This window comes from Roseofilum sp. (assembly GCF_982964205.1).
In genome coordinates this window covers 1-15,109 of record NZ_CEZBFX010000117.1, presented here as the reverse complement: position 1 = coordinate 15,109, position 15,109 = coordinate 1, and the positions used below count along the sequence as shown (strand labels likewise).

3 protein-coding genes are annotated in these 15,109 nt (G+C 44.4%); all 3 read left to right on the top strand.

Annotated features, from left to right (window positions below):
- A partial coding sequence (locus tag AC3A14_RS20680) for a trifunctional serine/threonine-protein kinase/ATP-binding protein/sensor histidine kinase (RefSeq protein ID WP_487779138.1) occupies positions 1 to 4,324 on the top strand: 4,324 nt, incomplete at its 5' end.
- A gap of 58 nt (positions 4,325 to 4,382) precedes the next feature.
- A complete protein-coding gene (locus AC3A14_RS20675; RefSeq protein ID WP_318732635.1) occupies positions 4,383 to 9,770 on the top strand; it encodes a trifunctional serine/threonine-protein kinase/ATP-binding protein/sensor histidine kinase in 5,388 nt (1,795 codons plus the stop codon).
- Positions 9,771 to 9,859: 89 nt separating this feature from the next.
- A partial coding sequence (locus tag AC3A14_RS20670; RefSeq protein ID WP_487779137.1) for a trifunctional serine/threonine-protein kinase/ATP-binding protein/sensor histidine kinase occupies positions 9,860 to 15,109 on the top strand: 5,250 nt, incomplete at its 3' end.

The window sequence follows — 15,109 nt, the reverse complement described above, 5'->3', positions numbered from 1 at the left end:
TAATATTCCCTTCTCGGCTTTCGTCATCGCCTTCCGAGACTTGATGGGACAGTTACTGGGAGAATCGGATGCCGACTTAGCCCGCTGGAAGGCAAAAATCCTGGAAGCTGTGGGCAAAAACGGGCAAGTCCTCATTGATGTCATTCCTGAACTCGAACAACTTATCGGCAAACAACCACCTGTTCCCGAACTCTCTGGTAATGCGGGTCAAAATCGGTTTAACTTATTTCTGCAAAAGTTCATTGCTGTATTTGCGAAGTCAGAACATCCCCTGGTGATGTTTTTAGACGATCTGCAATGGGCGGATTCTGCATCGCTCAACCTCTTGAAGGTGTTGATGGGCGATCGCGATTCGGGTTACTTATTGTTGCTGGGAGCGTATCGAGATAACGAAGTCTTCCCCGCTCATCCCTTGATGTTGAGTTTAACCGAACTGGAGAAAGAGCAAGCCGTTATTTCCACCATTACCCTCAAACCCTTGGCTGTAAATCACATCAATCAATTAGTCGCCGAAACCCTCAGTTGTGGGGAACAACTGGCTCAACCCCTGACCGAATTGGTCTATCAAAAAACCCAAGGCAATCCGTTTTTTACCACTCAGTTCTTGAAAGGGTTGCACGAAGATCGACTGATTGCCTTTAATCGCGACTCGGGCTATTGGCAATGCGATCTCGTCCGCGTGCGCGATGCCGCACTGACCGATGATGTGGTGGAATTCATGGCAGGGCGCTTGCAGAAATTACCACCAGCCACCCAGAAGGTCTTGAAATTAGCCGCCTGTATCGGCAATCAGTTCGATCTGGAGACCTTAGCAACCATCTGCGAAGAGCAAGAGGAAGAGGTCGCCGCGAATCTCTGGCGTGCCCTTCAAGAAGGACTGATTCTGCCGACCAATGAAGCCTATAAGTTTTTTCACGGTCATGGGGTAGACGATCAACCCAAGGATGTCGTATCGGTGGGTTATCGTTTCTTACACGATCGCGTCCAACAGGCTGCCTATTCTCTGATTCCAGAAGCGCAAAAACAAACGACTCACTACCATATCGGACAACTGCTGATGCAAAATCTTTCGTCCGAGACCAAAGAAAAGAAAATTTTTGCAATTGTCAATCAACTCAATTTCGGGACGCTATTTATCAGGGAGTGGACGGAGAAAGAAGAATTAGCCCGTTTGAATCTGAGCGCGGGGCGAAAAGCTAAAACTTCCACAGCTTATGCTGCCGCCGTTAAATATTTTTCCGTCGGTCGAGAGTTATTGGGAGCGCAGAGGTGGAATTGGGCTTACGAACTGACCTTAGCACTGTATCAAGAATCTGCCGAGGCTGCCTATTTGAATGCTGACTTTGAACAGATGGAGCAATTGTCCGCCGAAGTCTTGAAAAAGGCAAAAACATTGCTCGATAAAATTGATGTCTATATCACCCAAATTCAAAGCAATATTGCTCGGGTCAAACTCCTAGAAGCGATCCGAATTTCACTGATGGTACTGAACCTCATTGACGATCGCATTCAATTACCCGAACAACCCGATCGAGATGACTTTGAACGAGCATTGGTAGAGACGCGATCGACGATCGGCGATCGGTCGGTTACCGACTTTTTAAACTTACCGGAGATGGAAGATCCGTATCAATTAGCAGCCATCCGCATCTTATCGAGTGTTGCTCCCCCTGCCTACTTTGCCTTTCCCGCACTCTTCCCGTTAATTGTCATGAAGATGGTGCATCTATCCATCGAATTCGGCAATACCTCTGCCTCGGGTTTTGGATATACCATGTACGGCTTCATTCTTTGCGGTGTAGCGAACGACATTGAGTTAGGCTCTCAGTTTGGGGAACTGGCATTAGGTCTGATCGATAAATTAAACGTCAAGGGGACTGCCGCTCGGGTGTTACCCCTTGTCGGTCACTTGATTAAGCCTTGGCGAGAATCGATCGATGGCAACCGATATTTACTCCGTAAAGGGTATCAAGTGGGCTTAGAAACAGGGGATTTAGAATTTGCCGGATATTCGGCATCGTTCTATTGCTTTAACTCCATGTTTATCGGCCAAGAATTAGAGAGTCTCGAAGGAGAGTTTTTCGCCTATAGCGAGGCGATCGCTCAACTGAAACAAGAACACGTACTGCATCAGATTCATCTTTCGCGTCAGACGATCCTGAATTTATTGGGTCGCGCCGATAATCCTTGCGCTCTGATTGGAGAGGCTTACAATGAAACCGAGATGGTGCCGTTGCATGAGGAAGCCAATAATCGAACGACCCTGGCTTTTATGTACGTTGCCAAACTCAGCCTGTGTTACCTTTTTCAAGATTATGAACAGGCTGTAGAAAGTGCTGCCGGCGCTGAAAAATATCTAGATGGTGTGGTGGCTATGCTCTGTACGGTTTTGTTCTATTTCTATGATGCTCTGGTTAAAATCATTTCGGTTACCAAGACCAACAGCAAAAGCGAACAAAATCATCTTCTCGAGCAAATTGAAAGTCATCAAACTAAGATGAAATATTGGGCCGATAATGCGCCCATGAATTATCTACATAAATTCTATCTCGTAGAAGCAGAACGCAATCGAATTCTGGGTCAGAAAGCTGAAGCGATTGAAAATTACGATCGCGCCATTTCTGGAGCCAAAGCAAACGGGTACATTCAGGAAGAAGCCTTAGCCAAGGAACTGGCAGCGAAATTCTACCTCGACTGGGGCAAAGAAAAATTAGCCGCAGACTACATGCAAGATGCCTACTATTGTTACTCCTGTTGGGGAGCCAAAGCCAAAGTTGAAGATTTAGAACGACGCTATTCAGCCCTTCTCAAACCCATTCTTGAACTGCCAACCCCTAGCTTAATACCGACAACTTCCCTGAAAACCTTAACAGCAGGAACAATTTCCAAAACCACGACGGAAACCTCAGCCTTCTTGGATTTTGCCACCTTGATGAAAGCCTGTCGCACCCTCTCTGAGGACATCGATTTAGAGAGCGCGATCGCTAATTTAATGCAGGTGGTACGGGAAAATGCCGGTGCCGAAACCGTCGCCTTAATGATCTTTCAAGAAGGAGTCTTGATGCTAGTCGCTCGTGCAGTTGGAGAGGAGACGATCGCCATTAAACCCCTCCCTGTTGAAATCAGCAACGCCGTTCCTTTAAGTATTGTCAATAAAGTCAAGCGCAGCCAACACCCCTTACTGTTAGAAAATGCCAGCCAAGAAGTGGCTCTGGCTCGAGATACTTACATCCAACACTATCAACCCCAATCGATTCTCTGTCTTCCTTTAGTCGTTCGCGCAGCGTCTCTGAAAGAGAATCGCGCTCAACTGCGAGGCATTCTTTACCTAGAAAACAACCATTGTGCGGGCGCGTTTACCAACGATCGCATGGACATCCTCCAACTACTCTGCTCCCAAGCGGCGATTTCCCTGGAAAATGCTCGCTTGTATCGGCGATCGCAACAAATAGCTAACAATTTGCAACAAGTGCTAACGGACTTGCAGCAGACCCAACTTCAATTGGTGCAAAATGAAAAAATGGCCACCTTGGGAAGTCTCGTGGCTGGAATTGCCCACGAAATTAACAATCCCGTCAGCTTTATCGGAGGCAATATCAGCGCCGCACAAGAACATTTGCAAGATTTACTGGAAATTCTCGCGCTCTATCAAGACAATGCATCGATTCCCCCATCCATAGCTGAAGCGATTGAAGACCTCGCTCCTGAATTTATCGCTGAAGATTTTCCCCAACTGATTGCATCCATGCAAATCGGCTGCGATCGCATCGGTAATATCAGCACATCTTTGCGAACTTTCTCCCGCAAGGATACGGATACAAAAACAGAGTTTAATTTGCATGATGGCATCGATAGTACCCTGCTCATCTTAAAATATCGCCTCAAAGCGAATCAAAAACGTCCGGCTATGGAAATTATCACAAATTACGGCAAAATCCCGCAAGTCAAATGCTATCCAGGGCAAATCAATCAAGTGTTTATGAATCTGTTAGCGAATGGAATCGATGCTTTAGAAGAATGCAATCAGGGTAAAACATTTGAACAGATAGAACAAGACCCCAATCGGATTACAATTGAGACTCAATTGAGTGCGGATCGACAGACTGTGACGATCGCAATTGTCGATAATGGTACGGGGATGCCAGAAGAAGTAAAAAAACGCATCTTCGAGCAAGGATTTACAACTAAAGCAGTGGGCAAAGGGACGGGGTTAGGCATGGCGATTGCCCATCAAATTGTTGTTGAAAAACATGGTGGAGCGATCTCCTGTCGATCGGAACTCGGTCAAGGTACCGAATTTATCATTTCTGTGCCCGTAAATTAAGAGCGATCGCGATCGCACTCAGTTATCGAATTGATTTGATAGGATAAGCATAGTATTTATGATCTCTTATCATACCAAAGCAGTGACCACTCTTCCCGGCTATCAACTCGGACAGTGTCTTTACGAAGGCCCTCGCACCCTCGTTTATCAGGGTATGCGTCTTGGCGATGGCGCTTCAACGATCGTCAAAATTCTGCGGACTCCCCATCCGAGTTTTAACCAATTAGTGCAATTTCGCAATCAATATGCGATCTCCCGCCATCTGAAACATGCCAATATCGTCACTCCTCTGGCTCTAGAGAGCTACTGCAATGGCTACGCTCTCATTATGCCCGATTCCGGAGCCATAGCGCTGCACGATTATTGGCACCAATTCACTCCCAGTTTAGAAGAGTTCTTGGCAATTTCCCTACAACTCGCCGATGCCCTACACTATCTCAGTCAAGAACAGATTATTCACAAAGATATCAAACCAGCCAATATCCTGATTTGCCCGCAAAGCAAACAAATTAAATTAATCGATTTCAGTATTTCCAGCTTATTACCAAAAGAAACCCAAACCATTCAAACGCCTAACAGTTTAGAAGGAACCTTAGCGTATTTATCTCCAGAGCAAACCGGACGCATGAATCGAGGTATTGATTATCGCAGCGACTTCTATTCTCTGGGCGTAACCTTATACGAATTCCTGATCGGAAATCTACCCTTTAACAGTAACGATCCTTTAGAATTAATTCACGCTCATATCGCCCAAAATCCGGAACCGATTAGCACCTGGGTCTGTTTGGGAGGACAATTGTGTCCCGAACCCCTTTCCGACATCATCTTAAAATTAATGGCGAAAAATGCCGAAGATCGCTATCAGAGTGCCTTGGGACTCAAATACGACCTGAAAAAATGTCTAAAAGAATATAAAAAAACAGGAAAGATCGCAGCATTTACTTTAGGAGAACGGGATTTGTGCGATCGCTTCCTGATCCCCGAAAAACTTTACGGACGAGAACACGAAGTTGAAACCCTACTCGAATCTTTCCATCGTGTCGCTACCGGCGAAAGCGAAATAATGCTAGTTGCCGGATTTTCTGGCATTGGTAAAACCGCCGTTATTAATGAAGTACATAAACCCATTGTCAAACAGCGTGGCTATTTTATCAAAGGCAAATTTGACCAATTCAACCGCAATATTCCGTTCTCTGCCTTTGTCCAAGCCTTCCGAGATTTTATGGGACGATTACTGAGAGAATCCGATTCTGCATTAGCTCACTGGAAACTGAAAATCCTGGCAGCGATCGGTGAAAATGGCCGAGTTCTCATTGATGTCATTCCCGAACTCGAGCGCATTATTGGAGCGCAGCCTCCAGTTCCCGAACTCTCCGGTAGTGCTGCCCAAAATCGCTTTAACCTCCTCTTAGAAAAATTTATCGCCGTCTTCACCACCAAAGAACATCCTTTAACCCTATTTCTCGATGACTTGCAATGGGCAGACTCTGCCTCATTAAATTTACTCAAAGTCTTGATGGTAGACCGCCAAACGGGATATTTACTCCTCTTGGGAGCCTATCGAGATAATGAGATCTTCCCGGCTCATCCCTTGATGTTAACTTTGTCCGAGTTACAGAAACAACAGACAACAATTTCGACCATTACGCTAACTCCTTTATCAATTCCCCACATTAACCAATTAGTTGCAGAAACGCTCAGTTGCTCGATAGAGTTAGCTGCTCCGCTAACTCATTTAATCTATCAAAATACAAAAGGAAATCCTTTCTTTACTACTCAATTTTTAAAAGGATTATATGAGGATGCATTAATTGAATTTGATCGAAATATTGGATATTGGCAATGCGATTTAGTCAAGGTACAAGATGCAGCTCTAACTGAGGATGTCGTTGAATTTATGGCTCGGCGATTGTACAAGTTGCCAAAAGAGAGCCAAAATGTCTTGAAATTAGCAGCTTGTATTGGCAATCGGTTCGATCTAGAGACCTTAAGTATCATTTGCAAAACAGCTTTTGAAGAGGTGGCAGCAGCTTTGTGGGGAGCTTTGCGAGAAGGATTGATTTTACCGCAGAGCGACGCTTACAAGTTTTTCCAAGACTGGAAAAATGGTACAGAAAAATCCGATACAGTTACCGTCAATTATCGCTTCTTACACGATCGCGTTCAACAAGCAGCTTATTCTCTGATTCCTCCCGAACACCAATCATTGACTCATTACGATATCGGCTATATTTTACTCGACAAACTTTCAAGTTCCGAGAGAGAAGAATCGATTTTTGATATCGTCGGTCATCTCAATTTGGGGATCGAGTTAATCACCCAAGAATCGCAAAAAAACGAACTAGCTCGCTTAAACTTAATCGCCGGACAGAAAGCAAAACATGCTACAGCTTATGGCTCGGCATTTAAGTACTTAAAACAAGGAATTGACTTACTCCCCGCCCATCCTTGGGATAGTCTCCATCAATTAACCCTAAATTTGCACTGCGAAGCGATGCAGAGTGGATACTTAAGTGGCAATATTAGCGAATCTGAAACGTTAGGCGAGATCGTTCTGCAACAAGTCCAGGATCAACTCGATGCGATCGAAGTTTACGAGACTAAAATTCAAATTTATATTACCAGTCGGCAGACAGCACAAGCCATTGATATGGGCTTAGATGCTTTGGCGATGATGGGGATGTCTTTGGATGATATTACCCATAGCGACAAGAATGCAATCGCCTTACCTGCCATTGATACAGTTCCTGACTTATTAAAAGCAACAGATCCGTATTATTTAGCTAAAATGCGGATTTTGACTGCCATTACTTCAGCCGCTTTAATTTCTCGCCCCGATCTCTTGTTTGACATTGTTAGCATCCAAGTTCTGCTTTGTCAGGATAATGGTTATTCTGCCTTAGCTGCCTTTACCTATAGTTGGTATGGCGCTCTTCTCTGTACCCACTCTAGCGCGATCGATCGCGGATATCAATCCGGTCAATTAGCGATCGCCTTATTAGAACGCTTTCAACAACAAGCTCGCGTCGAGAAATGCAGTATTTATAATATGGTTTATACCTTTATCATCCCTTGGAAGCAACACGTCAGAGACAGTTTATCGTATTTATTAGAAGGCAGTCAAAATGGATTAGATGTTGGCGATTTTGTCTATGCCGGTTATTGCCTCGAAAATTATTGCGCTTATCTCTTTTTAACTGGGGGAGAACTTCCAGCAGTCAGTCAACAACAATCCCTCTATATTGAATTAATGCAAAAAATTAAAAATGACTATGCTGCCAATAATATCAGCATTTGGCGGCAACTGATCGCTAATTTACTGGGACAATCAACACAGATTACACGTCTCGATGGAGAGTATTTAGATGAGGACACTGTAGAGCAAAATTGGCAAGAATCCCAGTTGGGTTGGTCTCTCTTTAATCTATATTTAGCCCAGACCATGTTATTGTCCTACTTTGGCAACTGGACTGAAGCTATTGCTAAGGCAGAACTCGCCCAAAAATATGCCATCTCTGTCGGCGCTTGGATGCCGATTGCTATTCACAATTTTTATTATTCTTTAGCGTTGCTAGCAAGCTGTTCGGATGCATCACCGTTATACCAAGATATTCTACTTTTAGTCGAAACTCAGCAAAATACATTACGTGAATGGGCGCAACATGCACCGATGAATTACCAGCATAAATGTGATTTAGTCGAAGCAGAACGGCAGCGCATTTTAGGGAATAAAGCCGAAGCTATGGACTTCTACGATCGAGCAATTGCTGGGGCAAAAGAAAACAAATATTTGCCAGAAGAAGCGATCGCAAATGAACGAGCAGCTCTTTTTTATCTCGACTGGAATAAAGAAAAAGTTTCTGCTAGCTATATGCAAGAAGCTTATTATTGCTATTCTCGTTGGGGCAGTAAAGCCAAAATCGAGGCTCTCGAACAAGACTACCCGTACTTACTTACTCCTATTCTCAACCAACCCAAACTCAGTTTAACTACGAATGGAACTATCAGTACAGTTAATGAACTAACTGTTTCTAACAATACCACAGAAGCGGGAAATTTATTGGATTTAACAACTCTGATGAAAGCTTCACGTACGCTCTCCCAGGAAATCGAATTAGATGGCTTGCTCTCGACTCTAATGAATATTGTCATCGAGAATGCGGGAGCAACTAAAGGTGCATTATTATTAACCCATGAAACTGACTTGATGATAGAAGCGATCGCCATTCGTTCCAATGCGAATAACGCTCTGCAAATCGATTCCTTACATCAATCGATTCCCCTAGAAAACTATCCCGATTTACCCGAAGGATTGATTAATTACGTCAGACGGACTGCAAAAACTATTCTCTTAGAGGCGAAAACCGCACAAAGTCAATTTGCTACCGATCGCTATTTCCTGGATTCTCCTCCTCAAAGTTTGCTCTGTTTTCCGCTCTTGGAACGAGGGAAATTTATCGGCATACTTTACTTGGAAAATAGCTGTACTGCCGATGCCTTTAATCGCGATCGGATCGAAGTTTTAGATATGCTCTGCGCTCAAGCTGCAATTTCCCTAGAAAATGCCAGACTGTATCAGCAATCGCAGCAAGCCTTCCAGGAGTTGAAAAATGCTCAATTGCAATTAGTTCAAAATGAAAAAATGGTGACTTTGGGGAATTTAGTTGCTGGAGTTGCTCACGAAATCAATAATCCAGTGAGTTTTATCAGTGGAAATATTAGTGCAGCTCGGGAATATTTGCAGGATTTGCTTGATGGACTTTCTTTATATCAAAATAACGCCGATATCCCCAGTGAGATTGCAACAAAAATTAAAGATCTAGATTTGGAGTTTGTGGTAGAAGATTTTCCCAAACTCATGATATCCATGCAAACGGGATGCGATCGCATTCATAATATCAGCACTTCCTTGCGCACCTTTTCCCGGACAGACACTGTCAGCAAAACGGAATTCGATCTCCATGACGGTATAGATAGTACCCTATTAATCTTAAAATATCGCCTCAAAGATAACGACGAGCGTCCTGCTATTGAAATCATTAAAAAATACGGCGCGATCGTACCCGTTCAGTGCTATCCTGGGCAACTCAATCAAGTATTCATGAATCTGCTCGCTAATGCCATCGATGCCTTGGAGGAAAGGAATGAAGCTCAAACATTTACGGAGATTGAAAAACAAACGAATCAGATTACAATTAAAACGGAATTAGCTGATGACAAGAGTCATGTTATCGTCAACGTTATTGATAATGGTATGGGGATGCCAGAATCTGTCCAATCTCAAATATTTGAGCAAGGATTTACGACGAAAGCAGTGGGTAAAGGTACGGGATTGGGAATGGCGATCGCCCATCAAATTGTTGTCGAAAAACATGGTGGACGGATCGCCTGTCGATCGGAACTTGGAAAGGGTACAGAATTTATCATTTCTGTACCGGTGAATTAAGCGGGTAAATTAAGAGAGATCGCATTGACGTACACAACAGATTGGATAAGATAGTTGTAAAATATGTTATCTCTCATCAGACTAAAGCAGTGACAACTCTTCCTGGCTATCAACTCGGACAGTGTCTCTACGAAGGCCCTCGCACCCTCGTTTACCAGGGTATCCGCCTTGGCGATCGCGCCTCAGCGATCATCAAAATCCTGCGGACTCCCCATCCCAGCTTTAGCCAATTAGTACAATTTCGCAACCAATATGCAATCGCCCGCCATCTGCAACATGCCCATATCGTCACTCCTCTGGCTCTAGAGCGCTACGGCAATGGCTATGCCCTGATTATGCCCGATTCTGGAGCCATAGCTTTGAGTGATTATTGGCAGCAGTTCACCCTTAATCTGGAAGAATTTTTGGCGATCGCCCTGCAACTCGCCGATGCCCTACACTATCTCAGTCAAGAACAGATTATTCATAAAGATATCAAACCCGCCAATATCTTGATTCACCCGGAAACCCAACAAGTCAAATTAATCGACTTTAGCATTTCAACCCTACTGCCCAAAGAAAGCCAAACGATTCAAACTGCCAATACCTTAGAAGGAACCTTAGCATATTTATCGCCGGAACAAACTGGACGCATGAATCGAGGGATTGATTATCGCAGCGATTTTTATTCCCTGGGAATAACATTGTACGAGCTATTAACGGGAACAGTTCCGTTTGCGAGCGACGATCCTTTAGAACTGATTCACGCTCATATTGCCCAAAATCCCCAACCCCTTGCAAGCGATCGTATTCCCGCAGTCGTTTCAGACATCGTCTTAAGGTTAATTGCCAAAAATGCCGAACAGAGATATCAGAGTGCCTTGGGACTCAAACACGATCTAGAGAAGTGTCTTGGGCAATATCGAGAAACAGGAACGATAGAGCGATTTGAATTGGGAGAGCACGATCGCTGCGATCGCTTCCTGATTCCCGAAAAACTCTACGGACGAGAACAAGAAGTTCAAACTCTACTAGAAGCCTTTGAGAGAGTCGTAGCAGGCAACTGTGAAATCCTGCTGGTAGCTGGATTTTCCGGCATCGGGAAAACCGCCGTCGTCAACGAAGTTCACAAACCTATTGTCCGACAACAGGGCTATTTCATCAAAGGGAAATTCGACCAATTGAATCGCAATATCCCCTTCTCCGCTTTCGCGATCGCCTTTCGAGACTTAATGGAGCAATTGCTCGGAGAAAGCGATGCACAATTGCAAGAGTGGAAAGAAAAGATTTTAGCAGCAGTGGGAGAGAACGGGCAAGTCCTCATTGATGTCATTCCCGAACTCAAACGCATTATCGGGACACAACCTCCCGTTCCTGAACTCTCCGGCAGTGCTGCCCAGAATCGCTTTAACCTCCTGTTTGAAAAATTGATCGCCGTCTTCACCACCAAAGAGCATCCCTTAACCCTATTTCTTGATGACTTGCAATGGGCAGACTCGGCATCGTTAAATTTGTTGACAGTGTTGATGGGAAAAAGTCGGACAGGATACTTGCTTCTGTTGGGAGCCTATCGAGATAATGAAGTGTTTCCGGCTCATCCGTTGATGTTGTCTTTAGGGGAATTAGAGAAGCAAAAAACAACAATTTCGACCATTATTCTAGCGCCCTTGTCAGTCAGTCATATCAATCAATTGGTGGCACAAACTCTTAGTTGTACGGTGGAATTAGCTGCACCTTTAACCCATTTAATTTATCAAAAGACGAAAGGGAATCCCTTCTTTACCACTCAATTTTTACAAGGATTGCATGAAGAGGGGTTGATTGCGTTTAATGATAATTTGGGATATTGGGAATGCGATTTAGTGAAAGTGCAAGATGCCGCCCTCACGGATGATGTGGTGGAATTTATAGCTGGACGGTTGTATAAGTTGCCGGAAGCCACCCAAAACATCCTCAAATTAGCCGCCTGCATAGGCAATCAATTCGACTTAGAGACCTTAGCGATTATCTGCGAAAAGCGATCGGAGGAAGCCGCTGCCGATTTGTGGACTGCCTTGCGAGAAGGGTTGGTTTTACCTCAGAGCCAAGCCTACAAGTTTTTTCAAGGAGAGGAAAAAGAGGAAGAAAAAGCGGAGGGTATAAAGGTGAGTTATCGCTTCTTGCACGATCGCGTTCAACAAGCCGCCTATTCCTTGATTCCCGAAAATCAAAAAGTACGAACTCACTTCAATATTGGTCAGCTCTTACTCAAGACTATCGACCCATCTCAACGGGAAAACTATGTCTTTGATATGGTTCGTCATTTGAATCTTAGTATAGAGTTTATTGACCAACAAAATCAACGATATGAACTGGCTGAATTAAACTTAATCGCTGGGAAAAAAGCCAAGTCTTGCACCGCAAATACGGCAGCCTTTGAGTACCTCAACATTGGACTCAGTTTATTGGCAGATAATGCTTGGCAAGCGGAGTACGAACTGACGCTAAACTTACATTTAGAAGCAACAGAAGCGAGCTATCTCAAGAGTGACTTTGAAAACATGGAGCGGTTGGGACAAATCGCGATCGATCGCGCCCGCACTCTCCTCGATCGGATTAAGGTGTACGAAACACAACTTCAGGCGTATTCAGTTCAGAACCGATTTATTGACGGCATTGACACGGGGTTACGATGCTTGAAGCTACTCGAAATAGATTTTCCCGATAATCCCGACCTAGCAGAAATTGGATCGTGGTTGGCGCGAACTCAAGCCGCTCTAGAGCCATTTACCTCAGAAGAATTACTCAATCGTTCTGAGATGAAGAAGCCACAAATACTCTCGGCGATGCGGATTTTATCGCGCTTGATTCCGTTAAGTTATTTTGGTCGCCCGAGTTTATTTCCTATCATTGCTTGTCAGGGAATACTACTCTCATTAGAATATGGAAATGCTCTCGATACACCAGTATCCTACGTCAACTATGCTTTGGTTTTATGCAATCCCGGTATTGATAAGTTTCGTCAAGCTTACGAATATGGTAAAATCGCCCAGCAAATTATTGAGCAACAAAATAATACCCTCCGTCATGTTCTGGTATGCAATAACTTTTATGCTCATGTCTCATTTTGGCGATCGCATTTTCGCGATGGCATATCCCCTCTAGGGGAAGCTTATCAAAAGGGAATAGAAGTGGGAGAGTTAGAGTATGCAACTTATGCCCTGACTAACCGACTGCTCCTAGCTTATTGTTCCGGGATGGAACTCGATATTCTGAAATTAGAACTAGAGAAAGCGATTGAATTTTCTCGCTCGATTCGCTTTGAAGGTACGGGGATTTATACGGCTTGCATTTTACAACTCGTTTTTAACTTGATTAGTAATGTAGAAAATCCTTGTTCTTTGCAAGGAGAGTTTTATGACGAACAAGGAGCAATTGACTGTTTCAAAAAGAGCAATAGTTTGGTGGGATTATCCGTTCATCATTTTAGTAAATTGCAACTGACTTATCTCTTTGGAAATATGGCAGAAGCTAGATATTTGGTTTCGGAAGCACAGACGTATTTAGATGCGGTTGGGGGCTATTTGTTTTTACCCAATTTTGCCTTTTTAGGAGGTTTGACTTATCTGGCATCAGTGGAATTAGCAGAAGGTGCAGAGAAAGAAACCTATTGGGAATGCAGCGAACATTGGAGTACGCGTCTCAAAGCTTGGGCAGAAAATGCTCCCATGAACTACCAGCATAAATCTGATTTACTCGAGGCAGAACGGTATCGGCTTTTAGGAGATCACTTGAGAGCGATGGAACTCTACGACTTGGCCATAGCTGGAGCGAGAGAAAATGGCTACATCCAAGAAGAAGCCCTAGCCAACGAACTAACTGCCAAATTCTGCCTAGACTGGGGTAAAGAAAAATATGCGGCCCTTCATATGCAGGAAGCCTACTACTGCTACGCCCGCTGGGGTGCCAAAGCCAAAACCGACCAACTCGAAGCAAAATATCCCCAACTGCTTTCCTCTATTCTGCAACAGCCCCACTTGCAGTTTACAAGCGGTCAAACCGCGACTTACACTTTGACGCAAACGGCAGGTACGACTAGCAGCAAGATCGGTTCGATGCTCGATTGGGCAACGGCGATGAAAGCGGCTCAATTGCTATCGAGCGAAATTAACCTGGACAAACTGGTCTCGGCTTTGATGAAAGCAGTGATGGAAAATGCCGGAGCAGATAGCGGCATTCTGCTGCTGCGACAACCCGAAAGTTGGCAGGTTGTAGCCCGATATTCAAAAGAAGGCTCTGATTTGCATTCAAACCCCGCAACGGATGATCGCTCTATTCCCACAAGTGTTATTAATAAAGTCAAACGCAACCAACAACCAATTATTGTTAACGACTTTCCTCGGGATACGCAGTTTGCAGGTGACCCCTATTTGCTGCAAGGACAACCCCTTAGTTTTCTGTGCGCGCCCATCCTCAATCAAGGCAAACTCGTTGGTATCCTGTATCTGGAAAACCATTTGGCGGTGGGAGCTTTTACGGGCGATCGCGTGGAACTGCTCAATCTGCTCTGTTCCCAAGCCGCTATCTCTCTGGAAAATGCCCGTCTCTACCAACAATCCCAAGACTATGCCCAGAAGCTCGAACAATCTCTTGAAGACCTGCAACAAACCCAACTGCAATTGGTGCAAAGCGAGAAAATGTCGGCTTTAGGCAATTTGATGGCAGGAGTAGCCCACGAAATTAATAATCCAGTCGGATTTATTGCTGGAAACATAGACCCAGCACGAGATTATGTGCAAGACTTGTTGGGATTAATAGACCTTTATCAGCAAGAATATCCAGAGCCAAGTGAAGCAATAGAAGAAGAACTAGAAGCAATAGATTTGGACTTTCTGCGCTCGGACTTACCGCAACTAATTTCCTCGATGCAGGAAGGAACCGATCGCATCAGGCACATCAGCAATTCTTTACGAACCTTTTCGCGCACAGATAAGGAGTATAAAGTCCCGTTTAACTTGCATGAAGGTCTCGACAGCACTTTGCTGATTCTTAAACATCGCCTCAAAGCTAACGAGGAGCATCCAGCGATTGAAATTGTCAAAGACTATGGACAATTGCCACAAGTGCAGTGTTTTCCGGGACAACTCAACCAAGTGTTTATGAATCTGATTGCCAATGCTATTGATGCCCTAGATGAGGGTAACCAGGGACGCAGTTTTGACGAGATTGAGATTGCCAATCAGATTAAGATTGCTACCTCAGCAACAGCAGAAGAGGTCACCATTCGCATTGCCGATAATGGCATGGGGATGCCAGATGAAGTGAGAGAACGCATCTTCGAGCAAGGATTTACGACTAAATCTGTGGGTAAAGGAACGGGG